General features: G+C 43.2%; 23 protein-coding genes. 9 read left to right on the forward strand and 14 right to left on the reverse strand.

Going from position 1 to position 26,388, the window contains the following annotated elements; all coding sequences use genetic code 11:
• Window positions 1-18: 18 nt before the first annotated feature.
• The gene (locus tag AOB57_RS13055; protein WP_226999711.1) at window positions 19-765 is read right to left on the reverse strand and encodes an MBL fold metallo-hydrolase; all 747 of its coding nucleotides are present in this window, start codon (window positions 763-765) and stop codon (window positions 19-21) included.
• Here AOB57_RS13055 and AOB57_RS14705 point away from each other — a divergent pair.
• Window positions 694-1,083, forward strand: a complete 390-nt coding sequence (locus AOB57_RS14705; protein WP_226999513.1) for a hypothetical protein — start codon at window positions 694-696, stop codon at window positions 1,081-1,083. The two genes, AOB57_RS13055 and AOB57_RS14705, sit on opposite strands and share 72 nt — an antisense overlap.
• Here AOB57_RS14705 and AOB57_RS13060 read toward each other — a convergent pair.
• Together AOB57_RS13060 and dinB are read right to left on the reverse strand one after the other, a co-directional pair.
• The gene (locus tag AOB57_RS13060; protein WP_226999514.1) at window positions 1,040-2,227 is read right to left on the reverse strand and encodes an AI-2E family transporter; all 1,188 of its coding nucleotides are present in this window, start codon (window positions 2,225-2,227) and stop codon (window positions 1,040-1,042) included. The two genes, AOB57_RS14705 and AOB57_RS13060, sit on opposite strands and share 44 nt — an antisense overlap.
• A gap of 63 nt (window positions 2,228-2,290) precedes the next feature.
• Window positions 2,291-3,394: a DNA polymerase IV gene (gene dinB / locus AOB57_RS13065; RefSeq protein WP_054297715.1), complete on the reverse strand. Its 1,104-nt coding sequence runs from the start codon at window positions 3,392-3,394 to the stop codon at window positions 2,291-2,293.
• Between the two features lie 391 nt (window positions 3,395-3,785).
• Between dinB and AOB57_RS13070 the strand changes: the two genes are divergently transcribed.
• Entirely contained in the window at window positions 3,786-4,931 is a 1,146-nt protein-coding gene (locus AOB57_RS13070) for a PQQ-dependent sugar dehydrogenase (protein WP_054297716.1), read from the forward strand.
• A gap of 193 nt (window positions 4,932-5,124) precedes the next feature.
• Window positions 5,125-5,409, forward strand: coding sequence for a ferritin family protein (locus AOB57_RS13075; protein ID WP_054297717.1), 285 nt, complete (start codon window positions 5,125-5,127; stop codon window positions 5,407-5,409).
• Window positions 5,410-5,456: 47 nt separating this feature from the next.
• Here the strand turns inward: AOB57_RS13075 and AOB57_RS13080 are convergent, their stop codons facing one another.
• The 3 genes from AOB57_RS13080 to AOB57_RS13090 all read right to left on the reverse strand — a co-directional run bounded on the left by AOB57_RS13080 (window position 5,457) and on the right by AOB57_RS13090 (window position 8,605).
• A complete protein-coding gene (locus AOB57_RS13080; protein WP_226999515.1) occupies window positions 5,457-6,620 on the reverse strand; it encodes an inositol-3-phosphate synthase in 1,164 nt (387 codons plus the stop codon).
• 481 nt (window positions 6,621-7,101) lie between these two features.
• Window positions 7,102-7,890: a DUF169 domain-containing protein gene (locus tag AOB57_RS13085; RefSeq protein ID WP_054297718.1), complete on the reverse strand. Its 789-nt coding sequence runs from the start codon at window positions 7,888-7,890 to the stop codon at window positions 7,102-7,104.
• Window positions 7,891-7,933: 43 nt separating this feature from the next.
• Window positions 7,934-8,605: a flavodoxin family protein gene (locus tag AOB57_RS13090; RefSeq protein ID WP_054297719.1), complete on the reverse strand. Its 672-nt coding sequence runs from the start codon at window positions 8,603-8,605 to the stop codon at window positions 7,934-7,936.
• A 962-nt stretch (window positions 8,606-9,567) separates the two neighbouring features.
• Here AOB57_RS13090 and AOB57_RS13095 point away from each other — a divergent pair.
• On the forward strand, window positions 9,568-11,022 hold the full coding sequence (locus AOB57_RS13095) for a protoporphyrinogen/coproporphyrinogen oxidase (protein ID WP_054297720.1): 1,455 nt from the start codon (window positions 9,568-9,570) through the stop codon (window positions 11,020-11,022).
• A gap of 78 nt (window positions 11,023-11,100) precedes the next feature.
• On the opposite strand, the gene AOB57_RS13100 is transcribed toward AOB57_RS13095, so the two are convergent.
• On the reverse strand, window positions 11,101-11,346 hold the full coding sequence (locus AOB57_RS13100; protein ID WP_054297721.1) for a hypothetical protein: 246 nt from the start codon (window positions 11,344-11,346) through the stop codon (window positions 11,101-11,103).
• 324 nt (window positions 11,347-11,670) lie between these two features.
• On the opposite strand from AOB57_RS13100, the gene AOB57_RS13105 reads away from it, so the two are divergent.
• From AOB57_RS13105 to AOB57_RS13125, 5 genes are all read left to right on the forward strand, one after another.
• Window positions 11,671-12,552: a hypothetical protein gene (locus AOB57_RS13105; protein WP_226999516.1), complete on the forward strand. Its 882-nt coding sequence runs from the start codon at window positions 11,671-11,673 to the stop codon at window positions 12,550-12,552.
• A 253-nt stretch (window positions 12,553-12,805) separates the two neighbouring features.
• On the forward strand, window positions 12,806-13,570 hold the full coding sequence (locus AOB57_RS13110) for a hypothetical protein (protein WP_226999517.1): 765 nt from the start codon (window positions 12,806-12,808) through the stop codon (window positions 13,568-13,570).
• A 548-nt stretch (window positions 13,571-14,118) separates the two neighbouring features.
• Window positions 14,119-15,621 (forward strand): NosD domain-containing protein, encoded by a 1,503-nt coding sequence (locus AOB57_RS13115; RefSeq protein ID WP_054297723.1) that lies wholly within the window; start codon window positions 14,119-14,121, stop codon window positions 15,619-15,621.
• Window positions 15,622-15,923: 302 nt separating this feature from the next.
• The gene (locus AOB57_RS13120; RefSeq protein WP_054297724.1) at window positions 15,924-16,808 is read left to right on the forward strand and encodes a hypothetical protein; all 885 of its coding nucleotides are present in this window, start codon (window positions 15,924-15,926) and stop codon (window positions 16,806-16,808) included.
• Between the two features lie 978 nt (window positions 16,809-17,786).
• Window positions 17,787-18,503, forward strand: a complete 717-nt coding sequence (locus AOB57_RS13125) for a hypothetical protein (protein WP_054297725.1) — start codon at window positions 17,787-17,789, stop codon at window positions 18,501-18,503.
• A gap of 88 nt (window positions 18,504-18,591) precedes the next feature.
• Here the strand turns inward: AOB57_RS13125 and AOB57_RS13130 are convergent, their stop codons facing one another.
• The 7 genes from AOB57_RS13130 to AOB57_RS13160 all read right to left on the reverse strand — a co-directional run bounded on the left by AOB57_RS13130 (window position 18,592) and on the right by AOB57_RS13160 (window position 26,022).
• Window positions 18,592-19,197 carry an aminodeoxychorismate/anthranilate synthase component II gene (locus tag AOB57_RS13130; RefSeq protein ID WP_054297726.1) on the reverse strand — a complete coding sequence of 202 codons (606 nt, stop codon included), beginning with the start codon at window positions 19,195-19,197 and terminating at the stop codon, window positions 18,592-18,594.
• A 151-nt stretch (window positions 19,198-19,348) separates the two neighbouring features.
• Window positions 19,349-21,016: an anthranilate synthase component I gene (gene trpE / locus AOB57_RS13135; RefSeq protein WP_054297727.1), complete on the reverse strand. Its 1,668-nt coding sequence runs from the start codon at window positions 21,014-21,016 to the stop codon at window positions 19,349-19,351.
• The gene (locus AOB57_RS13140; RefSeq protein WP_054297728.1) at window positions 21,003-21,713 is read right to left on the reverse strand and encodes a phosphoribosylanthranilate isomerase; all 711 of its coding nucleotides are present in this window, start codon (window positions 21,711-21,713) and stop codon (window positions 21,003-21,005) included. The genes trpE and AOB57_RS13140 overlap by 14 nt, the downstream gene beginning before the upstream one ends.
• Complete coding sequence (gene trpD, locus AOB57_RS13145) at window positions 21,710-22,810, reverse strand: anthranilate phosphoribosyltransferase (protein WP_054297729.1); 1,101 nt, start codon at window positions 22,808-22,810, stop codon at window positions 21,710-21,712. The genes AOB57_RS13140 and trpD overlap by 4 nt, the downstream gene beginning before the upstream one ends.
• Window positions 22,811-22,915: 105 nt before the next feature.
• The gene (gene trpA, locus AOB57_RS13150; protein ID WP_054297730.1) at window positions 22,916-23,707 is read right to left on the reverse strand and encodes a tryptophan synthase subunit alpha; all 792 of its coding nucleotides are present in this window, start codon (window positions 23,705-23,707) and stop codon (window positions 22,916-22,918) included.
• 1 nt (window position 23,708) lies between these two features.
• Window positions 23,709-24,989 (reverse strand): tryptophan synthase subunit beta, encoded by a 1,281-nt coding sequence (trpB, locus tag AOB57_RS13155; RefSeq protein ID WP_082384040.1) that lies wholly within the window; start codon window positions 24,987-24,989, stop codon window positions 23,709-23,711.
• Window positions 24,990-25,218: 229 nt separating this feature from the next.
• Entirely contained in the window at window positions 25,219-26,022 is an 804-nt protein-coding gene (locus tag AOB57_RS13160; protein ID WP_054297731.1) for an indole-3-glycerol-phosphate synthase, read from the reverse strand.
• Between the last annotated feature and the right edge of the window lie 366 nt (window positions 26,023-26,388).

The raw sequence follows: 26,388 nt of genomic DNA on the forward strand, positions 1-26,388 counted from the left end.
ATGCCAGAAACCTGACTGTCAGAGATATTCCTCAAAACCTGCCTTACCACAGGCATAGGCTTCATGCCAGCCTGAGAGTACAGGCTTTTTTTCATAAAGGGCTTTTCTCTGGGCTTCAAGAAGCTCAGGGGCTTTTCCCATAAACTCTGCAGCGCATAGGACTTGGTTTTCAACTTTTCCATCAAGCTCTTTTAGCCAGCTATACCCTTCAAAAGATCTGAGCAGATGATGGTCCAGAATCAGGGTATCTACGTGCTTTGCCAGAAGGAGAGCATTTTCAGAGGCTTCTTTTCCGGCTTCAGGCACGCGATGTGAAAGATAAATAGGAGGGCCTGAGGCAAAAACAATTGTGGGTTCCCAGGCGAGTACTTTAAGTACCGCTTCCCTATGCAGAAGCTGGATATCGGAACTATGGACAAAAACCTCATCTCCCTCGCAGATCCGGGTCATCATTACAGTTCCAAAGCCCTTTTCCCTTGCCCCGTGTGGAGCAGGAGGAGAGAACTCCATACTGCCAGACTTTTTGCCTTCCGAAGCAGGAAGAGGAAAACCCAGAAAATCCGAAAGTTCACGTCTCCGCTTTGAAGAGAGAGCTGAGATTTTTGTCGGGCCTTTACACCAGAAATGTATCCCGTCAAGGGAAGGGAGGGCTTCCATTGGCAGCTGATACGGGTCTTCAGCCCTCATTGGCATATGGTCCCCGTGAAAGTGGCTGATAACAACGTCCGTAGCCTCTCCAAATGCAGAGAGAATCTTTTCCCTTATCCTGAAAGCCGCAGCAACCTCTACCGGGTGGGGAACAGTCCTGAACGCAGGCGTGCGAGCGCAACTCCAGGATCGATCAGAACCGTTCTCTCACCCGTTTTTACAAGACAGGCAAGTGACCTTGCTCCAAAAGATTCACATCCCAGTATGTCAATCTGCATATGTTTCTCTATGCTTGAAGGAATAAAAGTTCTTCTTATAGGAGCATTTACTGAAGAAAGGAGCTTTGTTGATCTTTTTCTCCGGCACATCAACCTGCACATTTTTACCCTTTTCAGGAAAGATACTCTCTGGAAAACATCTGTACGGTCAGAATAAAGTAGGAGAGCAGGAGGGGACCTATAACGATTCCTATCAGCCCGAAGAGTGACACCCCTATTACAATTCCGAGCAGGGACAGAAGAGGATGGATTTTTCCAACAGTCTTCTGGACGATGGGTCTCAGGAAGTTATCAAGTACACTTATAAAGAGTCCTGCTGCAAGTATACCGATCGCCGCCGTATAGTCGGCCTGGAATAGCTGGACAATAACTGCAGGAATCCAGACAAAAGCTGCTCCGACAAGAGGTAGAAAGGACAGAATAGCTGCAATCGCGCCCCAGAGAAAAGCTCCCTGGATATTGAAGATGAGAAATGCGATTGTCAGCACTCCACCCTGGGCAAGGGCAACTGCCCCGCTAGCTGTAAGAGTTGTCCGGACCATTCTCCTGAACTCGTTCAGCAGAGTGGCTGTGTTTTCTTCATTGAAAGGGACTGCAACTGTGACTTGGCGCATAAAGTCCGAATCTTCCCCGGTAAAAAGATAGTAAAGTAGAAAGTACATTATCAATAACCCAATGGACTGGTGGCTCAGGCTCTGGATTGAGCCCAGAATAAACAGGCTCGTGTAATTGACAGCCTGTGAGGCAAGCTCCATTGCTTTTTCTTCTATTTTGGTCTGGAATATATCAAAAGGAATATTCAGCCCTGATAGAAAATTAGTTGCAAAGACAGCTCCAGATTCAATAGACGCAATAATGGATTCCTGATTAAGTATAAGCTGCTGGATTTCGCTGACAATCATACTCAGAAGGAAGTAAAAAGGAATCAGTACAACAAAGATGGAAACTATTATCACCAGTACGGCTGCAATTTGCTTCCGAATCCTGGCTTTTTTTACGAGAAACTGATAAAGAGGTCGGAATATTGTGAAAAGGATGAGGGCTCCGAAAATATAGTTTAGATACGGGAATGTAGCGTAAATAATGATCACAGTCAGAACAACAATTATGAGAAGAGCCAGAGCCATCTTTAGATTCTCTTTCATTGGATCTAGATTGGATCTTCTATTATAAAATGTATATGCCGATCCATAACCTGCGCAATGCCTGACCAAAATCGTTGTGCTGCGACCGTTGCGCCAGTCGATCACGCCGCCATACCGGTTTTCGATAAAACCTTTTGAGAAAAGGTTTTCGCTCAAGCCTTTTTTGAAAAGGCTTGCGCTCAAGCAGTTTTTTGAATAAGCTTGTGAGAAGGCTTGCCTTTAGAAATCTGTAATCAGGGTTTGCTTTTCGTCTCTTTCGCGGAGCTTTGCAACGCCTATGCCTACAAGCCTGAGTTTTCGGTTTCCTATGAATTCTGAGAGAAGCTGCATGGCGATTCTTTTCATCACAAAAAGGTCTGAGGTCCAGATTGGGATGGTTTTTGAGCGGGTGTAGGTGGAGAAGTCTTCAAAGCGTACGGTAAGGGTTACGGTTCTGAAAAGGAAACGGTGTTTCAGGAGGGATCTGTGCACGCTTTCTATAAGGAGGTCCAGAGACCCGGTGATTTTTACAGGGTCATTTGTATCCTCGGCAAAGGTTCCGTGCCTGCTTATGGATTTTATACTTTTGTTTTCCCGGACCTCCTCAAAATCTAGTCCGTTTGCAAGTTGCTTCATGCGAAGTCCCATTTTCCCGAATTTCTCCAATAGGAACTGCACGTCACAGCTTGCAAGTTCTTCTACTCTGGTAATTCCCATTATTTTCAAGGTCTCAGCGGTTTTTTTCCCTATTCCGGGAATTTTTGAGACAGGCAGTGGGAAAAGAAATTCCCTTACATCTCCGGACCTGACAACGGTAAGCCCGTCAGGCTTCTGGAAACCGGACGCAATTTTAGCTATAAGCTTGTTCGGCCCGATCCCTACTGAGCAGGTAATTCCTTCTTGCTTCTGGACTTCATCCTTTATCCTTAGGGCATACATAGCAGCTTCTTCAAAATTCCTGATCTCGGGGCCCGGCACAAGATAGGCTTCATCCACACTGACCTGCTGGAGCCTGTCTGCAAACCCCTTTAAAAGCTCCATCACCTTTGCAGAAACACCTGCGTACAGTTTCATGTTCACAGGCAAAAAGACCGCATCCGGACAGAGCCTGTAAGCCTGTGAGATCGGCATTGCAGAATGAATCCCGTATTTTCGCGCCTCATACGAGCATGTGCTTACAACACCTCTTCCAGAACCCCCTTTCGGGTCAGAGCCCACAACTACAGGCAGCCCTTTGAGTTCCGGCCTTTCCCTGACCTCTACTGATGCAAAAAAGCTATCCATATCCACGTGGAAGGTTATTCGCCTTTCCGGAACATTTATTTTCGAACTGGAGGCAGGCATTACCCTGAGATAAGATAAAACATATAAAAAAGGATTAAGAAAGTTGGGTGAAAGTATTAACGTGATATAAAATATGGTTAAAAAAACATTTCTAGAAAGGCGATAATATATAATTTGGATAATCTTTTCAATCCGTATTTCTCTGGTTTCAGATGGGGGAGTTTTATTAAAGCAGAGCAGGAGAATTTAAAGCAGCTCACTTTCAAAGAGACAGAGTATTCAGAGAAAAAGGGCTATTAGCTAACTTGAAAGAGATGCTGAGAAAACCGAAAAAATATCACAGGGCAACTTTTCCTGAGATCACAACAAAATTAACTGGGTAACGTTGTGAGACAGTAGAGACTTTTGTACAATAGCTCGTACAATAGTTAATTTCAAGATGGTGGGGGAAATGAAAGGATCAAAGATAATATTTGGGGTTTTTGCTGCGATTGTACTTATTTTCGCAGCTTACGCCGCCCTCAGAACCGTACCTATTGGGGAATGTCGTGAGAACGGAGAATGGCTGAAATGCATAGAGCTTCCGCCTGGTTTTTCTATTGATTATTACGCACAGGATGTAGAGAATGCAAGACAAATGGCTGTGAGCCCGAACGGTACGCTTTTTGTCGGAAGTCGGGATGCGGGAAAAGTTTACGCAATCCCTGACCGGAACAATGATAGCAAAGCCGATAATGTAATTGTGCTTGCTGAGGGTCTGGATTCGCCAAATGGAGTGGCATTCAGGAACGGCTCGTTATATGTCGCTGAGATATCCCGGATAACCAGGTATGATAATATCGAAGCAAGGCTTGAAAATCCGCCCGAACCCGTTGTAGTTAATGATAGTTTTCCGTCCGACCGCCGTCACGGCGTGAGATATATCGAATTTGGACCTGATGGAAAGTTATATGTGCCTGTAGGAGTGCCATGCAACATTTGTAATAAGGAAAGGGAAGACGAGCGGTACGGAACAATCACAAGAATGGAACCCGATGGAAGCCAGTTTGAGATCTTTGCAAAAGGTATAAGGAATACCGTCGGTTATGACTGGAACCCCGATACTGAAGAATTATGGTTCACTGATAATGGAAGGGACGGTCTTGGGGATAACATACCTCCGGATGAACTCAACCTGGCACCTGAGAAGGGAATGAATTTTGGTTACCCCTATTGTCACGGGGGAGATATTCCTGATCCGGAATTTGGGAAACTCAGGAACTGTTCGGAGTTCACACCACCCGAGATTAAACTGGGCCCACATGTGGCTGCGCTTGGTATGACCTTTTACACAGGTACAATGTTTCCTGAAGAGTACAGGAACCAGATATTTATTGCCGAACATGGTTCATGGGATAGAACAGTTCCAATAGGATATAGGGTTACTCTTGTCAGGTTGGAGAATAGTACGCCTGTCAGTTACGAGCCCTTTGCTGATGGATGGCTCCAGGGGCTTGCAGCCTGGGGAAGACCTGTGGACGTCCTTGTAATGCCTGATGGAGCCTTGCTTGTCTCGGATGATAAGAATAACGCAATTTACAGGATCAGCTATGGCTGATCCGGAAACTTTGCAATATCTGATTTGGATACTTGTGTGAGTATACTGCAACACCTGATCCGGATACCTTTAAAATGTCCCGCGGGAGCCAGTTGGGCTGAGAAAGTAATTATCCAAGCTGAAACAGTGAAAAAGCTGGATCAGGTAAAAACATTTATTTTATATCCTCATATACGTAAGCAGGGGGAATGAGTTGTTATCCAAAATACCTGTCGATATTAAAAGCATATCTGAAGGAGATATCGATAAAGAGATCATCAGAGCCGCGATTGTCGCCGAAATTGATGCTATAAACCTTTATGAACAGATGGCAAACTTAACAAAAAATACGTATGTAAAAGCTGTCCTCATGGATGTAGCAAAAGAGGAAAAAACACACATCGGAGAGTTTCAGGCCCTTTTACTCCAGTTTGATCCTCAACACAAGAAGGAAGTTGAAGCCGGAGCCAGAGATGCTGAAGAAGTACTGTCTAAATAATTTCTCTAGCTCAAGCCTTTTTATGGATATCGGTTAATTTCTTTCTCTCAGAAGTTTCCGGCAATGAACTCTTCAGTCATGCGACATGCTTCAGTATCGGGATACTGTTCAGGCGGATGTTTCATAAAGTACGCCGAAGGCGGATAGAGGACTCCTCCTATTCCGCGGTTAAGAGCAAGCTTGCAGCATCGAATGGCGTCTATCACCACGCCTGCCGAGTTAGGGGAGTCCTCAACCGAAAGCCTGAGCTCAAGGTTCATGGGCACATCACCGAAGAGTTTTCCTTCCATTCTCAGGAAACATACCTTATTGTCTTTCTGCCACGAAATGTAATCGCTGGGGCCTACGTGGATATTTCCGTTCTCAAGCCTGGTTTCGAGTACGGACTGGACGGCTTCAGTCTTCGATTCTCTCTTGGAGGCAAGCCTATCCCTGTTAAGCATGTTAAGAAAATCGGTATTTCCTCCGGTATTAAGCTGGTAAGTTCTCTCCAGTTTTACTCCCCGTTTCTTGAAGAGGTCAGCAAGTGTCCTGTGAACAATGGTCGCTCCCAACTGGGATTTAATATCATCCCCTATGATAGGAAGCTTCCTCTCTTCGAAACGTCTTGCCCACTCAGGATCACTTGCAATAAACACAGGCATGTTGTTGATAAAAGCGCAGCCTGCCTCAAGCGCACATTCGGCATAGAATCGGGCGGCCTGTTCAGAACCTACAGGCATATAATTCAGGAGAATCTCAGCTCCCGCGTCTTTCAGGGCAGATACGATTTCCTCTTTTGTCGCACCTTCGCCCTCTACCGGCAAAAATCTGCATTCTTCAGGATAATCTGCAAGGTGTTCGGAACAGCCATCCAGAACCCTTCCGGCTTTCACCTTCGTCCCTGCCTGCGGAATATTCGGACAGAAAACTTTTGTGCAGTTAGGAAGCGAAAATATAGCTTCTGATACATCTTTTCCGACCTTTCTCCGGTCGATATCAAAAGCTGCTGCCACCTCGATCTCATACGGCAAGTAGCCACCAAGATTCCAATGCATCAGGCCTAAAGAACCCTTGTCCTTTTTTTTCCGGTAGTATTCGATACCCTGCAGAAGTGAACTTGCACAGTTCCCCACTCCCGCAATGGCAATTCTTATCCTGTCTTTACCTGCCGCTGGTACTCCCCCAATAAGCTCAAAATAGAATAATATAGATCTTGCTTTAAAATACACCTTCGAAATATAGTTTGAACATTACTATGAAATACTGGTTTCGAATATTGATCTCAAACTTGGTTTCAAATCTCAGTTTCCAGTCTTGATTTCCCATTTCCCCTGATATATTGCAGGTCTCAAAACCAGTTTCCAGAATGTGGTTTCATAAAGGATAACGAATGGAAACTGTTATGCCTGTTATTGTATGCAAAAAATACTATAAAAAATGTTTTATAAAAAATAAAGATAAGTTAGCCTGTTCACGCTTTTTGAGGCTTATTATTTCGCTTTATCAGGGATATTCAATCTCTTTCCCATATTCGTTTTATGGCGAGTTGAGCCTGAAATCAAATTATAGAGGTTTAGTAGAGTGAAGGAAAATTCCCGCCTTCTCAAAGGTGGGGCGGACCGTCATCTATCTCATAACACATCCTCTGATTATGTTTTTAGGCTTATAAACCTGTAATCTATTGTCTGATCTTTGCTTTGGAAATCAGTTTTACATATTTTTAACTTCCGGCTTGCTTATACCTGTACGCTTCTCAGGATACGCTATCTTGCTCCGCTTGCAGATAAAGGACTCTTCCAGGTCGGCTCCCATCTGCTGTGCCAGCCCCGAAGGAATGCCCATTATCATCAATTCCGGAGGCAGCCAGGAATTCCCGGTTGGGTCGACAGGCCCGACAAAAACTGAGTCTTTCGGCGCATTTTCAGCCATGCCAGCCGGGAAAGTAATCATGGTAGCACAGGTTGGCCCACCTGGGATTATGGTTTTAAAGAAGGGATCAGAACTGCTGAATTGAGCCAGCCCGCAAAGGTTCCTTATCTGCTCTGCGCCTGCAAAGACAATATATGATCTGACAATGTCAGGTTCGATCTCGCCAGTACACGGAGCAATGACCGTGTATTTGCCGTGCGGAAGAATTTTTCCTGCTCGCTCCATCAGTTCATCGAACAGCTCAGGAGTTGCCTTTAAATGTTCAGCAACGCCTCCATGGAAATCTGGCGTGCCCACAGTCACGAAGTACTTAAGTTTTGGATGCGGTTCTGCGAGTCCAGTCCATACCAGTCCACCAGCGCAGCACTGCTCGTGACCTGCCTCAATATAGAGGGGAGGCGTCTCTTTAAAGAAAGCGGAAATATAAACCGCCTTTGCTACACATCGGTCTACAGTGTATGATGGGACAGCTCCTTCGGGGATCTCATCCGTCCCGTAAACACATAATGGGCGTAATTTCAACCTGCCGGCTTCTGTAAGCTTTTTTCCCAGTTCTTCAGGCCTTAACATAATTAACCACCGGTAAACCAATTGATAACTTCCACGCGAAATTTTATTCTTTTAACCAGCCTTTCTCCATCCAGTAGTCACAATTATGTGTCCAGTCCTCTTTGTTGGCAAGAATGACGTATTTGAACCGCTCCCTCCAGGCTTGCTGTCTTGCTTCCTGTTCAGGATATTGCCACTTTTCCTTTATCGCTTTAACAAGATCTTTACCCATTTCACGCGATTTTATAATAGCTTCCTCCATTTCCGAAGGACCTTCTGACATTGCACAGCCCACTCCCCCTATGGCTTTGCCTCCGCACTGCACTATATAATTATCCATTATACCAAGCACAAAATCGATTTCACCGCTGCCTGCGGTTGTTAAGGAAAGGCCGTATTTTCCGTCAAAGAGTTGTTCGTGGACAACAAGCGGGCTTCTATCAAACAGGGTCTTTAGCTGGGCTGTCACATTCGTTATGTAATTGGGGCTGCTCAAAACTATGCCGTCGGCAGCCAGTAACTTTTCCAGTACAGGCTCGAAGTCGTCTTTTATTGTGCATACTCCAGTCTTATGGCAGGAATTGCATGCAGTGCAGTAATTAATCTCCATTTTCGCAATATCAATTGATTCGACCTCTGCTCCTGCTTCTGCGGCTCCATCAAGAGCGGCGTTTACAAGTTTCAAAGTGTTGCTCTGCTCGCCTCTTGGGCTTGACTGTATCCCAACTATCTTCATAAACTTCCTCCCAGTTTATTTTACAAAAGTTACAGTACTATATTTAACTGAAGCTTTATTACCCCTTTTATAACTTTTAAAAAGCGCTGGATGGTATGGATAACTGTAGTATTGAAGTTTCACCATTGTATAATATTCTCTCAGTAATCTGGAATGTCTTAGTAATTCGAGATGTTTTTAGAGTTATACAAAATATCAAGTTTCCAGCTAAATTTTTAGCAGGAAAACTTGAATATATGTAGATCGTATTGACTATGTAAGAAATGGGGGTATGTAACCATGGCAAGAATGAAAAAGTTTATAAAATATTTAATTTTAGGTGGTTTTGTTGGAATATTACTGGTTTACCTCAAGTTTAAAAGAGTAAACATAAAGGAATAAACGTTAAATAATTCTAAAAAAGCTCTGAAAAACGTTATTTCCAAATCTTTTATATATAAAGTATTTTTTTAATTTACATCCAGTTAAGGGAGTTTTTCCGGTCTAATATCAAAAAGGGATTCTAAAAAATAATCCTTCAAGAAATAAGGAATCACGGTTTAGGATTACTCTGGAATACCTTTAGAATTCTAGAATACCATGAAAATAGGTGACAATTTCTCAAGCTTTTATGATATCATGTTAAAATACCTTTAATTTATAGAGAATGATACAAATAAAATAATATATATGCCACATTTTCAATATTCTTTATCATTAACGACTGTTAATTATAAATACTATTTTTTTCTCTATTGTACTCTACAATAATAAGCCTGCGAAAGAGTCTAAAACTAATAAATGATAAGCAATGTAATACTATTCCAAGAAATCCCGGATTTGGAGTGATTTTTTATAGTCTCACATATTTTAATTAACCATTCCACTAATGTGAGGCTCTGTTGTGAGTTGAGAAAAATGGAGTGCATAACTGCATTAAATTATAACTTAATTCACTGGAAAAAGTTGAGGTAGTTAGCGGCATGAAAAAATACGATGTAATTATTGTCGGGGCGGGGATAAGCGGGCTTCTGGCGGCGCTGACGCTTTCAAAGCATGGGAAAAAGGTCCTTGTTCTTGAAAAAAGACAGCATCTGGGTGGAAACTGCAACAGCTACATGGTAGACGGCTATCAGGTGGACACTGGAGCACACGCGATAACTCATCTGACTGAAGGACCTCTTAAAAGGCTGATGGATAACTACTTTGATTTTTTGCCTGTATTCGAGGACTACGGAAATTACTATGTCAGGACTGAAAACGCACTTGTTAAGGTTCCTTCTAACCTTAAAGATTTCGTAACTTTTGATGTGCTTCCGAGAAAGGATAGAGTCCTGCTTTCACAAACCCTGACAAAAGCTCTTACCCTTTCTTCATTCGGGATAGACCTTTCTGACAAGTCAGTGTATGATTTCCTGCCTAAAGGCCTTTCAAAGGAAACTTATGATTTCGTGGATACGATATCGGCTTTCCTATCAGGCCGGTCAATGAAAGAAACCTCTGCCCAGCGAGTTCTGTCAGGAAGCAGCTTTGTCAGGGACAGCATTACCCAGGAACAATTTGATGCGATGATCGGCAGACTGGAACCAAAAAAACGGCAATCAACGGAGTCCATCCTTGCCTCGATCCTTCCATCTCATCTTCACGCTTCCCTGCAGGCCAGAATGACCAAGGTTACCCAGCCTTTTACTTCCCTGGAGAGACTTGCAACGAATGAGGTGAACTACTCTCAGGGCTACCCAAGAAAAGGCTTAAAAGCCTTGCTCAACGCCATTCTTTATTCTCTGCCCGAGACCGTAGAGATCAAAAAAGAATGTGAGGTCAAATCCATCCTTATACAGGACGAAAAAGTTTCAGGCGTGGAAGCCGACGAAATTTATGTATCTGACCTTGTTATTTATACAGGCTTTGCAACCGAGCTTCCCAGACTTATAAAAGATCTCCCCCGAGAGTATATTGAAAATCTGGAAGGTATAGTCCACAGCAAAAGCCTGACCATCTGGTTGGGACTGGAAAGAGAGCTTCCCGAGTTCAATTACACAGGTTCAGAAATCTGGTTCAAAGATTTTGCTTACTGGGCAATGCCTATCAGTAACTATGACCCTTCGCTTGCCCCCAAGGATAAACAGCTTATAGGCTTTTCTTTCGTTATCGATGAGAATAAAAGCGAGGAGAAGGAGCTTAAGAAGGCTTACGAAATGATTTTCCGTGCCCATCCTGATCTGGAGAAGCATATAGAGATGCAGCACGAACAGATAATGATCCCGGAGAAAGCCGCAGTCACAATTAATGGGAAATTCGCAGATATTCGGACTCCGGTTAAAAATCTCTATATTGCAGGCACAGATACTGATAAGCGCAGCATGGGGATTACCCGGGCCTCGTACTCGATCATCGAGCTTTTAAAGATCCTTAATGAGGACGGAAACCTTCATTAAACTCCTTGCTCCATGTTAGAGCGGGAAAGGGATATGTTTTCGGGTTAAATTGAAGGGTAAATGGCAATTTCTCACATTTCAAGCAGGAGGGAATAAAATTAGCAGCTTTTCAGGGTCCAAAGGAATCCTAAGCCTTATTTCAGGGATAATAAGTGTACTTATTTCCCTTTCTTTCTGGATCAGCGCAGGGAGCTTATTTTTAACCTCTTTCTCAATACCTTTTTCTATTCTTGGGATCCTGCTGGCCAGATCCCGGCTTAAAGAATTCGAAGACGCAATTGCAAAAGCAGGACTTACAGCAAGCGTTTTTGGTTTTCTGCTCAATATTGCGTCCTTTATCTTCTTCCTGGTTTTTTTTAGGTGAGAGAGGCTTCAACCAAATTTTTTTCTTTTTTAATATTGTGCACTTTTATAATATTTCTTTATATTTTTAATTTATGATTCGCATGGATAATATAAATTTCAAAAACTTATTATTTTGATAATCTCTATAGACCTTTTTAATGTCAGATATTTTCAGTCTAATACTTTTCAGGATTTTATTATTATTTCAAGGATTAAAAATCCTTAAACAGTGCTTTTTTCTCATGATAAAGCTAATATCCTCACATATCTATACTTACTTGAGAGAGAACCTGGGGGCATGAAGTGATTCTACCGCTCGATGAAAATGAGGCTCTGGAACTGGGACTTAATCTGGTTGATGAGAAGAATGAAGCCGAGATTAATGAAGTCCTTGACTATCTCTTCGAGCTTGTGTTGAAGTATGTAAAAGAAGGACAGGAAGATGACACAAAACGACTGATCGAATATATTAAAAAGATAGGACAAGCGGCAGCTATTGCCGGGCTTGAGTCGATCGTTGTTAATACACTTCTACTTTTTCCTCAAGTTGCCAGAAAAGCATGCAAGCAGCATATGGAAAATGCACTTGTGAACATAGTACTCGCGTTTGGAGAAATTGGAAAGATCGCAGCGGGGAAAAAAATGGAAACTCCCGCAAAGATTGCAGCCTCCTGCCTTGGTGAGATGGGAAACACCGCGGCTTCCAGAAGAGCCAGAAAGGAAACAGTTGCAGTTATTTTTGCTCTTGGGGAAATTGGAAAAAGCGTTACATGGCAGAGATTGGGGGATGTCGCAAGCAGTACAGTAGCCCTTCTCGGGGAAACCGGAAAAGTTGCGGCAAGCCAGAAATTTGAGGATGCAGCATTGAATGCTGAGCTGTTGCTTCAGGAAATTGGAACAGGGGCTATTGAAAAAAACCTGAAAGAAACTGCGGATATAAGTGTTCGTTCTATCCGTGACATAGGAAAAACTGCAGACAGGCAGGGACTTAATAGGGCTTTACTCCAGGCAGCTTATTCACTTGAAACAATTAAATTTAATGCCGAGGATCGCTATCTGATGAGCGCATCTATAATTGCCGAAGTGGCTCTCCTGCACTTTGAAAGATTGGAAATTCAAAGACTGGAAGACAAGCTGAATAAAATTTCCAGAGGGAGAAGGAAATATCCAGGTATGGGATTATGAACTTTTACGTTCAGGTTAATGAGTACTCTTATCAAGTCAAATTAAAGCAATCAGCTCAGTGTCAGTTAATCCAGGTGTAGAATAGCAATATCTGCCTTCCTCCAGGGAAAGAAGTGAAGGAAAAATTATTTGGCTTTAAGATGCCTTTTCCCGAAATAAGAATTTAAGTGGGGTGTTCTGAACGTCTATTTTAAACGAAGCTGGGGCAACAGACCTCGGGCTAACTTCAGTTAAGGATAATGATGAGCTTGGTGTGCTACGATCCATAGATTTCCTTACGGAACGGGGGACCGAGTACATAAATAAGAAACTTGAGCCCGATGCAAAAAAGGCCATTATCAGTATAAGATATATAGGCAGCGCGGCTGTTTTCCAGAAAATGGAAACAGGGGTGTTTTTATCGCTTTTTTCACTTGGAAAGATGGCCAAAATTGCAAGAGAACAGGAGATGACCGATACCGGTTTAAGCATCCTTTATTCTCTATGCGCGATCGGGAAAGCGGCAGTTGGACAGAATATGGAGTCTGCTGTCAGGATTGCAGTCGCATACCTTGGGGAAATTGCAAATTCCGCATCGCTTCAGAAAACCGAGAGAGAGGCTCTGGTTGCGGCTCTGGCTATAGGGTCTATAGGAAAAGAAACTTTTGGACACCAGAGTATCAGAGTTCCGGGCAATGGAGGATTTTTCCCTCCAAAATCATGTGTTATCTTATCCCAACCTCAAGGAAAAGATGTAATTGTCTTCTCAGGAGAATTTCCGGGCATTTTCAGCCTGTTTATTCAACAGGGAGCAGATACCGATATCCCTCTCAACACTCTTGCCCTCTCAGAAGATGAAATTTCTTACACGGACCTCAACGACTTCGAAAATATAATCATGAGAACTACCAATTCTCTGGATACGATGATTTTTGAGGTTAAAGAAAGGTTTTTAATAAGTCACATGCTTACGGCAAAACTTGCTCTGGACACTCTCAATGGTTCTGAATATATACATGAGGCTGAATCTCTGGATTAAAAGTCTCGATAAAGCTTAATTGCAAGTTGCGCCAATAGCCTTGTCTGAGTTTCAGTCCAGGAACTCCCTGGATTTCTGGTAAACTGTTAAACTCAACACAGCTGAAAAGGGTTTGAGTTACTGACCGGTTTTAAAAGCCAGGGTATCATCTTTTTTATAGACTATATCGCCGAATAAAGAAAAAGCTATATACTAGCTATCTAGGATTACTTCACCGGCGGTTCTGCATGTCTCAATTATGATTTAACAATGAAATGCGAGTGCAAGCCATAACTTACAGAGTTGGAAAATGATTGAATAATGAATTTTCTACGCTTTTGAATTCTCAACTGATTACATTAAGTATTTACATTCGCAGACTACTGGAAGTAATGCTAGTTCTGATTATTCTTTAAAAATACTAAGAATTTTAGAATTTAAGGCTCATTTTTCAGAATATATATTTCCAAATGATTTTATTATTCCAATTTATTATTCTTACATGTTGTAATAAGATCGGGATTTATTTTTTACCGGGGTAACTTTACCAATCAGGGGGTTATTGGTTCATGAAAGGCGAGTTAGTTCAGATTATTCTCATAATTTTTCTTATTATGCTTGGGACAGCCGTAACCCAGGGTGATGCTTCTGTTATTATAGTAAATAACAGTGGGGAAGGAAACTATACTTCGATCCAGGAAGCTGTCAGGAATGCACAGCACGGAGATACAATTCTTGTAAGCCCTGGAGTATACAGGGAAAATATAAAAGTAGATAAGGAGCTCACAATTCTCTCATATTCTACTCTTTCAGGCAGCCAGACTAACCGTACCTATGTTATAGGCGCAATGCCTGGCAATGCTGTCTTCAATATCAGCACAGACAACGTGACAATAGAAGGTTTTCATATTGCAGGAGATCCTTCTGGTACGGATAAGTACGGAAATGCAGGGTTTTACCTTGAAAGTGTGCGGAACTGTTCATTACGCAATAACACGCTGATGCTTAATGATCTGGGCATTGTTCTCAAGAATTCTCAGGGCAACTATCTTGAAGGAAACCTTGTAAGTCTTGGAAGTAAGGGAATTACACTTGACAATTCTGAGGATAATGTACTGTCAGATAATCTGGTATTGAGAAACGACCAGGGAGTTTCGTTGAACAATTCCTTTAACAATACTCTTATTAACAATACTGCAGATTCAAACGAAATAGGTATCTTCCTGAAAATGTCACAGGGGAATGAACTTGCTTACAATCTCGTTTTGAAAAATAAATACGGAATTCGGGGTCATTCGGCAGGGACAAATATTCTGACCAGTAATAATCTGTACCTCAACGACGTTGGAGTACATCTTAGCGATTCATCTAACAATTCACTCTATGGGAATGAATTTATTAATGTGGCCAATGCCATAGATGAAGGAAGGAATATCTGGAACAGCAGTTCGGCAGGTAATTTCTGGGATAATCATGAGAGGACAGAAGCTGATGAAAACGGCATAATAGGCACTCCCTATGTTATTAACAGGACTAGAGGGACTGCAGACTATATGCCTCTGGTAAACAGGCTTTCATCAGATGACAGCTCACAGAATCGGAACATCAAAGATAATACATTATCTATCCTGTTTAATAAGAAATACCCTCCGATTTTCCCGCGTACCCGGGAAAAAGGAATTGTTATCGAGACGATTGAACTTGAGCAGATAAACAAATCCCTTGATGAAGGACCGGTTTTTTTGAGACTCGGAGCTGAATGGTGCAGCGCCTGCCAGTCCATGAGACCTATCCTTGATGAGCTGGCAGCCGAGTACGGAGAAAATGCAACGATTATGTCTATAAACATAAACCAGAACATCCAGCTTGCGACCTATTTTGATGTCGGCTATATCCCTGACTCTACCGTAATTATGGGCATTGAGAATGGAAAGTACATTTATATGCAGCCAGATGGGAATATAACCACAGACAGAGTCAGCGCAAGAATTGTAGGATTACAGAATAAGGATGAATATGAAAAAGTTCTGAAACACGCCCTTGCCTATGAAGAAAAAAGAAAAACCGTATAAATGGAATCTCTGGCAAAGTAGACTTAATCTAAACTCGACTTCAAAACCTGAGATTCCATAAAAACGGAAAATACTCTTTTAAATGAACTGCCTCGATTACAAAATAGTAACACTAATAATCTCGTAACTTCATAGAGTAAGCCGGTCTTTATTACCTGTACGGGCTATAGGCTCTACGCAAAATTTACAACCGATAGGATGCGAAGAATGCGAAGCAGCAATTGAAAAATTACAGGGAAAGACCTAGACTTAAAGTGTTATGACTTAAAGTGTTATATCATAAATAAAGAGGGGCAAAAAGGATGATTACATTAAATGAGGCAGAGGCAGTTGAAGTAAGTTTATCTGCAGTTGACGAAGGAGATGAGACCAGAGCTTTCCAGGCTCTGGACTCCCTTACAGGGATTGCGGCAGATTTCCTTTCTGAAAATGAAGAGGCAGATGCCGAGAGAGTTATTCTATCAATTGAGAATGCTGCACAGGCAGCTGCAGAAAGAGATATGGAACTTGTTACCATTAATTCTATTCTGTCCCTCGGGAAACTGGCAAGGGCAGCAGCAGATAAAGGATTAGAGTCCGCCCTGGGCAGAGCCTTTATAGCAATAGGAAAATTGGGAGAAGCTGCTGCTGCACATTCGCTTGAAGCAGGCTCTAAGGTCGCTGCTTCAACCCTTCTGGAGATCTGGAAGTTTTCCTCCGAATCGTGGGATCAGGAAAAAGTAATTACCTTCTCTTTGCTTTTTAAAGAGATAGGAGCCTCTGCTGCCAGAAGTGGTGTGGAGGAAGTCGTGCTCAGTGCAGTTACAGGTCTAGGTGAACTCGGAAAAAAGACTGCAGCAGATAGCCTTGAACTTGAGACTGTCAGTACTCTGCTTTTGCTTGAGGAAATAGGCAAGCTTGCCGCAGAGAGTTACTTTGACGAAGCCCTTAGTTCAACAGCGCTTTCCATAGAAGAAATTGGAAAAATATGTAAAAAGAAGGGGCTCAGTGACGCGGTCTTGCAGTGCCAGTGGGCACTTGAGACATTGCGCATTCAGGCTGAGGAAAAACTGCTAAATAACTCTTCAGTAGTGGCGGAAATGGCTCTGGATAATTTCACAGACATAGGCTATAATGAATCTGAGGAAAAGTTGGAGAAGTTTCAGGAAATAAAAGCCCTTCAGAAAAAAATTCAATCTAACCTGTAAATACAGGGCAGAATGGCTATGTGATCAGGTTATTACAGTAACTTTTTACATAGCCAAATCTCTACATAACCAAAATCTTAATATAACAGAGTTTTGGTTCTAATTAACAGTCTGATTTACCCCAGCTTTACACTTTCTTATAACTTTCTATTTTAGATATAACTGCCTTGTTCTCGATTTTTCTTTCAGTTTTCGAATCATATCCGGGAACTTGAAAGATGCTCTAAAGAAGCACGGCTTGTCAAAGCTGAGAGAAGTGCCCGACAACTATTTGAAGATTTCTTACTTACTTGAAACCATAAGATTTAAATAAATTATTGAAGTATTTCTCTAAAACAAAATATCGCTTTGTTGATAAATGTTTGAGATTTCGAAGTGTAGTAACCGTATTCATCTTCCATATCTTGCTGTGCACTCAGTACTCAACACAGTTGGTCAGGTAGGAGGAAGGTAAGGAGTTGAACCCTTCCTCCTACCATGGAGGTTGGTCTTACTCATGCAGGAGAATATGCCAGAAAACCTGCATGAGTTTTCTGTTCATATGATATATATTATGTATGAAATGCATATAACTTTTTCTATTTTATCAATATGTAAATTACACGGATAGTTCATCCATACCATTTTTGAAAAGAATATAAGATAATCTTAAAGAGATAATATATAGTAACTATTTACTATTGATAAGCGATTTATCTAACCGGCTTATCTGTTTCATCAACTTTTAAAATCTCTATTTTTCAAACTTTTACATGTTCTAATCAGTTTTTACAGGTAATTTGCTAATTAAGCAGAACCCTAAAAGTTTTCTATTCATTTTCCGGCTTTTTAAAAGACTTTTTTAAAATAATTCCTCTGAAATTTCCAATATACTTTTAAAATTATAGGAAGCCTAATATCCAAGTAAACCTATATAAATAATTAAACTCTTAAAATGCGAAAACTTTTTAAAGGATTTTACTGGAAAGGGGTTTTAATATGTTCTCAATGAACGAACAAAAGGCTATTGAACTTGGAGAATCTGGAGAGCGAGCGATAAGAGAACAGAATGAATATGATGCGCTCCAATTTGTTGACTATCTCCGGGAATTCGGGGAAGAGCTACTTGAGGCAGATCTAGAGAAGGATTTAAAAAGAGTCATTATCTCAATCCGGAACATTGGCAATAAAGCTATCCAGAAAAAGATCGATAACGTTGCGTCCACCGCTCTTAGTGACCTTAAATCTCTTTCTGAAACTGCACTTGACAAGAACTTCTCAAACGCAATGTGGTCTTTTTCAAAAGCTATACAGGAGATTGGAAAAGGAGCAGTACAGTTTCAGATGCTTGAACCTGCCCAAATTGCTCTCGATGCGCTTAAGATGATAGGTCTGGGCGCAGTTGAAAAGAAAATGGAGGTCGTAACCTTGTGGACGACCCTGGCTCTTGAGGAAATGGCTTACCTTGCAAACCGGCAACAGCTTGAAGATTTCAACAAGGCAGCAATAGACGCCAGAGAAGAGATTATAGAAGCCTCAGAATTATCTAATTTCAAGACAAGAGAGGAAATAGAAAAATATCCCCAGCTCATTGCCCAGACTGTAAGTCAATATTCAGAACTCCAGAACCTCCAGCCTGCAGGCTATGCAGCCAGGCCCAATGAAGAGTTCACAGAAGAGGAGTTCTTTGAGGACGAAGGAGATACTGGGGAGTAGGAACCCGAAACGGAGGCTGCCAAAAAGGAAAAGTGAGCCCCTGATAATCAGGGAAATGAACCTGAGCTCATAAAAAATTTCTGACTGTTTAGACAGCCATCTGTCTTTTTTTATAATTTCTGGAAATTTCCAGAAAACTCTCGATTATTTTCAGCCCATTGGGAGTAAGTACGGATTCGGGATGGAACTGCAGGCCATAGATCGGATACTGTACATGCTCCACCGCCATTATGCTCCCATCCTCTGCCCTGGCAGTTATTTTTATCCCCGGCGCAGGCTTGCCAATCTCAAGGGAATGATAGCGGCCTGCCTCGAACGGACCTTCAAAGGCTGAGAAAAGTGCAGATTCCTCATGCATGATGATCCTTGAACTTTTTCCATGCACTGGCCCGGCTTTGCTTCTTCTAACCAATCCACCGAAAGCCACATTGATCGCCTGGTGCCCAAGACAGACTCCAAGAAGAGGGATTTCCCTGCCCAGCTCTCTGATTATTTCCAGGCAGTTTCCTATATCCCTGGGATCCAAAGGGCTCCCCGGGCCCGGTGAAATAACAAGGGCATCAGGCTTTATTCTCCTTAGTTCTTCCAGAGAAATAGTATTAGGAAGTACGAGAGTATCTTTTTCGAAATAAGAAATGTAGTCTACAAGATTCCACACAAAGGAATCTTTATTGTTTATAAAAACAACCTTCACCTTAAAATTCCCCCGAGTTTACAGCTTCTGATATCTTTTCTCTTCGCTTTTCCTTTCAGGATCTTTTGTACTGAAAAGCCTGTAATCTGGCTTTTTTTGTTGTAATAAGCCCTTTAATAAGCTTTTTCTCATGTGTTTCGTCACGGAATTGCTATATAAAGTTCTCTCCACCTATCGCTGCAAGCATTGCTGCCATTTTACGCTCGGTCTCCCGAAATTCATATCCCGGATCGGAGTCCGCCACAATTCCTGCCCCAGCCTGCACTGAGGCTCTTTTACCTTGCACAAGCACGGTACGGATCACGATTGCAAAATCGGCATCCCCGTTCCAGCTGTAATAGCCTACTCCGCCGCCGTAAATTCCTCTGGGGGAAGCTTCAAGCTCGGAGATAATTTCCATTGCCCGGATTTTTGGGGCTCCTGAGAGCGTCCCTGCCGGGAATATAGCCCTAAAAGCATCGAATTGATCGCATTCCGGCCTCAGTTTTCCTGAAACCGTACTTTCTATGTGCTGGACATGGGAATATTTCAGAACCTTCATAAATTCGGAAACCTTTACTGAACCGCTTTCCGCAACCATCCGAACATCGTTTCTCCCAAGGTCGACAAGCATTACATGTTCAGCCCTTTCTTTCTCATCATTCAACATGCGTAAAGCAAAAGCTTCATCCTCGGCTTCGGTTTTTCCACTTGGGCAGGTACCTGCAATCGGGTTTATAATCACGGTCCTTTTATGGACAGTTAACAGAGTCTCTGGGCTTGCCCCCACAATTGCCAGATCCCTAAACTCAAAAATATACATGTAAGGGCTCGGATTGATTGATCGAAGTTGCATATAAATTTCGAAAGGAGTCTGTTCAAGCCTGAACTCAAGTTTTCTGGAAAGGACTGCCTGAAAGATGTCTCCTGCAAAAATATGCTCTTTTACCTGGAGTACGGATTTCTTAAACTCCTGTTTCCCTGTATTGCACTCAAAAGCAGATAAACCTGAAGATTTTGGTGCATCCAATACTGTAGATTTGCCTGACATTTCTGTTTTTATCGAATCTCGATAAAGGCTAGTTTCCTTGAGTATAGAATAGAGCTTCTCGGCATCCTGCAGGGCTTTTTCATAGACTTCTCCAGCATCAGAATCCGGGTTTACAAAGGGAGTAAGCACAATAAATGCCTCTTCAGCTACATGGTCAAATATAAAAGTTTTTGAAACGAGCAGGTATTGAAGTTCGGGAATCTCGGATTCGAAGCCTTTTTCAACTCCAAGCCAGCTGTCATAGATAGCGTCATAAGCCGTATAGCCTATGGCGCCGCCCAGAAACGTCTGCCTGTCAAAACGCTGTGCATTCAGGATCTCCAACCCGTTTGCAGGAGGAAAACCCAGGCGTAGGGCATCGAAAGCATCCTTTCCATGAGGTATTGGAGCTGTTAATTTTATATTTTTCAGTCCGGAGTTATCTTTCTCCTGTTTCTCCTCCTTCATGGCTTCAGGTCCGCAGGCTTCCTTGATTTTTGACCTGACTTCTTCAAAAAAAGGCAAAGCATCCGAGTTCAGAAGCTCAAGGGAAATTCTCCTATCACTTATTTCAATTACAGCATCAGGGTCACTTCCAACAAAGGAGTACCTTGCCCGGCTTGCCTGTTTTTCCACGGATTCCAGCAAGTAGGAATAGTCAGATGTTCCTGAGGCCCGCAGGGTGTGGTAAAGTTCAAGGGGAGAACAGGTGATTGTATCTATTCTTGCAAGAAGCTGGATAAAGACTGGCTGGCTTATGCCTGAAGCAAGCGCTTTGAATTCTTCTTCTCCAAGGTCAAAGGAAAGCATCGGCGCACCTCACTTTTTCAATAAAGCTTTTGATTTTAATAGCATCTTTTTTTCCTCTGGTCTCAACCCCGGATGCTGTATCAACTGCATAAGGGGAAACAGCCCTGATCGCTTCCTGCACATTTTCGGGCTTGAGCCCGCCTGCAAGGATAAGAGGAAGCCTTGTTTGCTCTGAGATTCGCCTGCTCAGAGCCCAATCGTGCACACAGCCTGTGCCTCCGGGCTTTCCGGATTTCGCCGTATCGAGCAGAATGGAGTCTACAACTTCGGTTTCCTCCAGAAGGTTGACCTTCTCAAGCAAGCTTGAAACCGAATTCATGTTAAGGGCTTTTCCACCTGAATCTTCCCCATGTAAGGGTATGAATAGAGTTTTTATAATAGGGATGTTCGTTTTTTCTTTTATTATCTCAAGTTCTGAAAGGGGCAACCTGGAATGGATCTGTACGATATCGGGATTTACTTTTTCAATCAGCTTTACAGCTGTATCCGAATTCTCAGGCATAATAACCAGTACAGTACTCAGTGTTTGAGGAACACTGGAAACCAGGTAAGCAGCAGTATCGGAATCAAGCTTCCTTGGGCTCTCGACAGGGACCTCTGTGATAAATCCCACTGCATCGGCTCCATATAGAGCTGCGAGTTCTATTTCTTCAGGGGTGCGGATTCCGCAGATTTTCGTTCTTGTTTTTAATTTCAAGCCCTCTCCCCCGAAGCCGGGCTTAATATGGAAGTTCTGGAACAAACTTTGATGTCTCTTCCCGAAAGACTTACCTTACTGCTCTGCCTGTAAAACCCTGAGGTAAAAGTCCTGAACTGGTTGAATTTAACCATAACTTTTCCACTATCAATAGCATCCTCAGCGATAGGAATAGCCTGCCGTATAGAGCTCACAATCCCGCTAACGTAGAGGGCTGCGGCAGCATTTATAATTACCAGGTCCCTTTTCGGGCCTTTCTGGCCCTTGAAAATCTGCAGCAAATCCCTGGCATTTTCCTTCGGAGAGCCGCCTACAACATCATCCAGGCTTGCCCTCAGCATACCCAGGGATTCAGGGGTCAGGGTATAGGTCGAAACCTTTCCCTGTTTTAGCTCTGCAACATAGGTCTCACCTGTATTTGAAATTTCATCCATCCCATCTCCATGCACTACAAGGGCATGTTCGGTTCCAAGTTCAGCAAGGGCAAAAGCTATTGGCTCGCAGAGTTTCTTATCAAAAACCCCTATAACCTGTCCTTTCGCGCCTGCCGGATTTGTCAGAGGTCCTAAAATATTGAAAATCGTGCGGACTCCGAGCTTCTTCCTGACCCCCGCAACCCTCTTCATAGCAGGGTGGAAAACCGGAGCAAACATGAACCCTATTCCTATTTCTTCAATTGTCTGCCTGACGGGTTCAGGTGCCAGGTCAATTTTAATTCCCAGGGCTTCGAGCACATCCGAACTTCCTGACATTGAAGTAGCAGCCCGGTTTCCGTGCTTGGCTACAGGTACGCCTGCAGCTGCTGTTACTATTGCTGCTGCTGTCGAGACATTAATTGTATTAAGCCCATCCCCTCCTGTTCCGCAGGTATCTACAAGCCTGAAAGGCGTCCTGGGTTTGATCGTGTTTGCGGCTTTCTTCATTCCTCTTACAAAACCTGCAATTTCACCGGGTTTCTCCCCTTTTGCCCTTAGGGCAAGCAGAAACATCTCGATCTCCTTATCATGTGCAGTGCTGAGGATTTTGTCTATTGCTGCTTCGGCTTCGTCTGGGCTCAGATCACAGCCTTCTTCCAGCTTTTTAATATACCTCTGCATATCTCCTGCCTCCTTTTAATTCCTGATTTTTCCCTTTCCAATCTGTTCTAGAATCTTCTCAACTTTTCACGCCGTTGATTTTCCTGGTTTTTTCCGGAATCTCTTTTAACTGGCTCTCCTCATTCCGGATTTGAGTTCTTTTGCAAGAGCTTCCAGCCTTTCATTTACGTCTTTTCCTTCTTCTATAATCCTGACAAAAGCCGAGCCGACTATGACCGCATCCGCTCCTGCTGCTCTAACTTCCTCTGCCTGTTTTCCCGTAGAGATCCCGAATCCTACAGCCTTCGGGAGCGTTGTTTCTATTCTGGAAAGCAACTCTCTTGTTGAGGACGAGACATCTTTCCTGGCACCGGTGACCCCTAGCCTTGAGACAAGGTAAAGGAAACCTGAACCCCTTTCCAGGATCTTTCTAACTCTTGCTTCGGTTGTTGTGGGAGCAACCAGAAAGATAAGATCAAGCCCATGCTTCTCACAGCTATATTTCAGGTCAGCCACCTCCTCAACAGGAATATCGGGCACTATCAATCCGCCTATTCCGGCGTCGGCAGCCTGCTCTACAAATTTTTCCACTCCGTACCTGAACACAGGATTGTAGTAGGTCATGCAAACAAGCGGAATCCGGACCTCTAGAGCTTTAACAAGCTCAAAATAACGCCCTGTATCCATGCCGGCTGCAAGTGCCCGCTGGCCTGCTACCTGGATGGTTGGGCCGTCCGCTACAGGATCTGAAAAGGGGAAACCCAGTTCTATAATGTCCGCTCCTCCGTTTACAAGAGCCTTAACGATCTCCCCAGTTTGCTCTGCGGTTGGATCTCCTGCCATTATGTAGCATATAAGGGCTCCTTCACCCTTCTTTCTGAGTTCGGAGAATTTATCGGAGATTTTTTGCCTTCTCATCTCAGACTCCCCCCCTCAGGCTCAGGACAGTTTCCAGATCCTTATCTCCTCTTCCGGAAAGGTTTACGACCACTACCTCTCCCAGTTCCCCGGCTTCTGACGCTTTTTTCAGGTAAGCAAGGGCGTGAGAGGATTCAAGGGCAGGAATTATTCCTTCAAGCCTGCTCAGTTCATGAAAAGCTTCAAGGGCTTCACTGTCGGTTGCATACCGGGCTGTAACCCTGCCGTTTTCGGACAAGTAAGCCAGCTCAGGCCCGACTCCTGAGTAATCAAGACCTGCTGAAACGGATTCGGATTCAAGGATCTGCCCGTTTTTATCCTGCAGCACCTTCGTTCTTGCTCCGTGCAGGATCCCTTCTTCACCTGCACAAAGGGAGGCTGAGTGGAAGGCTGCTTTTTCCGTGCACTTCAGGGCTTTTCCACCGGCTTCGGCAGCAATCAGCTTGACTTCAGTATTCTCTACAAAGGGATGGAAAATCCCCATTGCATTGCTTCCACCGCCTGCACACGCAATTATAGAATCGGGCATGCGCCCCTCTTTTTGCAAAATCTGTACTTTTACCTCGCGTCCTATAACGCTCTGGAAATCCCTTACAATTAAAGGATAAGGATGGGGCCCTACAACCGAGCCTATGAGATAGTGCGTGTTTTCTATGTTCGTGACCCAGTCCCTGAAAGCCTCGTTAATGGCATCCTTAAGGGTTTTTGAGCCAGTTTCCACTGGCTTTACTTCCGTACCCATGAGTTCCATGCGATAGACATTCATCTGCTGGCGTTTGACATCCTTGGCACCCATGTACACAACGGTTTCAAATCCGAGATTCGCCCCTGCCATAGTTGTTGCAGTTCCGTGCTGTCCTGCCCCGGTTTCGGCAATTAGCCTAGTTTTTCCCATATATTTTGCAAGCAGTGCCTGTCCAATGGCATTATTTAACTTGTGGGCTCCTCCGTGCACAAGGTCTTCCCTTTTGAGATAGATTTTTGATCCGTATTTTTTGCTCAGATTCCGGGCAAAATAAAGCGGGGTCTTCCTGCCTGCAAATTCCCGCAGGTAATAGTCAAGCTCGGCAAGGAATTTAAGGTCGTTTTTATACCGCTCGTAACCTTCTTCCAGCTCTTCTAAGGCTGGCATGAGGATTTCAGGTACATACTGTCCCCCATACTTCCCGTATTTTCCTTTTACCTGGGCGGTCTCACCAGTTCTGGAATATTCCTTCGAACCTGCAAGCTCATTTAAACATGAATCTTCTGTCGGAAATTTTGAAATTTTAACTCCTGTCAACTCAATTACTCCCTTATTTATTTGTGTAATTCTGTAACATGGCTTTTGATATCGCATCTGGCAGCATGGTTTTTGGTATAATGATTAAAGCAAAACCCAAGCAAAGTTCAGTTTGAATCTATCCTGAAAGAGTCCTGAACAAATCTCAATGAACCTTGAGCGGGTTTTGAGCGGATTTTTCAGCCCTGTCCAGCAGGCTGAAAGCTCCGAAAAGCCTGAAAAACAGTTATTAACGCCAGCAAATGCCCTGGACAAATTCTTTCGTTTTATCAAAAACAGAATCACTTTCCATAAGTGCAGATCCTATGAGCACGGCATCCGTGCCTGCCTGGACTGCCCTCCTAACATCCTCTACACTGTTCATCCCGCTTTCGCTTATTATAAGATGCCTGGTTCCATGGTCAAGGTCGTATTCCCGGATAAGAGGAGCCAGTTCTTCCGTGGTAGCGATGTTAGTTTTAAGTGTCTCAAAGTCCCGGTTGTTTATTCCTATAATTCTTGTATCAGTTTTCAGGGCGGATTCAAGTTCTTTTCTGTTATGGACCTCAACCAACGGGTCAAATCCATTTTCGAGGGCAAGCTCAACAAAAAACTCAAGTTCTTCCCCAACAATGCCTGCGATAAGAAGTACAAGATCACTTTCGGCTTCTTCAAGCTGTACTCTGTCAATAATAAAGTCTTTTCTCAGAACAGGCAAGCATACGGCTTTTCGGACTGCATCCAGGTTTTCAAGCGAACCCCGGAATACTCCGGGTTCGGTCAGGACAGATACTGCAACAGCACCTGCTTCTTCCATCTCCCAGGCAAGCTTTGCCGCCATTGCAGGCGAGATATCCCTGAAAGTTCTCCCTGGCGATGCGGGCTTGATCTCTGCAATTACAGGCACCCGCCCGTCATTCTTTGCATCTGCCACAGCAGAGAAAAAATCCCTTTTCTCAAAGCCCGTACTCAGGTCTTCACGGCAGGCTTGTGACCCGAAAGCCTGTACGCGGGTCTTTGTTGTGTTGAGGATATGGAGAATTGAAGCGTGCATTATTTATCACCAATGTACATTTATGATCTTCAATGTCTAATGATGGGCTTAGTATAAATAGATTTTGGGTAAGGTTGTGTAGTTTATGGAGTTAAAATATGTCTACTCTCATTACGAAAAATCAGGAGCTAAAATTGATGCATATCAATAAATAGGTCCCATTATTGCTTTGAATTGCAGCAATCTGATAATACTATATTTCCACATTGCTTTCCACAGAAACAGATACCTCTCCGTGTACTCGTGATAAGAAGAGGTTGTAAGCTGGCTGCTTGTTAGAAAGAGAAGCCCAAGAATATAGTTTCTAATTATACCTTCTCAGGTAATTTTATACTATTATTCCAATTAAAGTAAGTATCTTATATT

This window comes from Methanosarcina flavescens (genome assembly GCF_001304615.2).
Taxonomy (GTDB): Archaea; Halobacteriota; Methanosarcinia; order Methanosarcinales; family Methanosarcinaceae; genus Methanosarcina; species Methanosarcina flavescens.

Coding starts and splice junctions, on each gene's coding strand:
- AOB57_RS13095 (WP_054297720.1), top strand. CDS start 9,568: ATGAAAAAATACGATGTAATTATTGTCGGGGCGGGGATAAGCGGGCTT.
- AOB57_RS13125 (WP_054297725.1), top strand. CDS start 17,787: ATGTTCTCAATGAACGAACAAAAGGCTATTGAACTTGGAGAATCTGGA.
- dinB (WP_054297715.1), bottom strand. CDS start 3,394: ATGCCTGCCTCCAGTTCGAAAATAAATGTTCCGGAAAGGCGAATAACC.
- AOB57_RS13085 (WP_054297718.1), bottom strand. CDS start 7,890: ATGTTAAGGCCTGAAGAACTGGGAAAAAAGCTTACAGAAGCCGGCAGG.
- AOB57_RS13070 (WP_054297716.1), top strand. CDS start 3,786: ATGAAAGGATCAAAGATAATATTTGGGGTTTTTGCTGCGATTGTACTT.
- AOB57_RS13160 (WP_054297731.1), bottom strand. CDS start 26,022: ATGCACGCTTCAATTCTCCATATCCTCAACACAACAAAGACCCGCGTA.
- trpD (WP_054297729.1), bottom strand. CDS start 22,810: ATGCAGAGGTATATTAAAAAGCTGGAAGAAGGCTGTGATCTGAGCCCA.
- AOB57_RS13090 (WP_054297719.1), bottom strand. CDS start 8,605: ATGAAGATAGTTGGGATACAGTCAAGCCCAAGAGGCGAGCAGAGCAAC.
- trpA (WP_054297730.1), bottom strand. CDS start 23,707: ATGAGAAGGCAAAAAATCTCCGATAAATTCTCCGAACTCAGAAAGAAG.
- AOB57_RS14705 (WP_226999513.1), top strand. CDS start 694: ATGGTCCCCGTGAAAGTGGCTGATAACAACGTCCGTAGCCTCTCCAAA.
- trpE (WP_054297727.1), bottom strand. CDS start 21,016: ATGCTTTCCTTTGACCTTGGAGAAGAAGAATTCAAAGCGCTTGCTTCA.
- AOB57_RS13115 (WP_054297723.1), top strand. CDS start 14,119: ATGAAAGGCGAGTTAGTTCAGATTATTCTCATAATTTTTCTTATTATG.
- AOB57_RS13120 (WP_054297724.1), top strand. CDS start 15,924: ATGATTACATTAAATGAGGCAGAGGCAGTTGAAGTAAGTTTATCTGCA.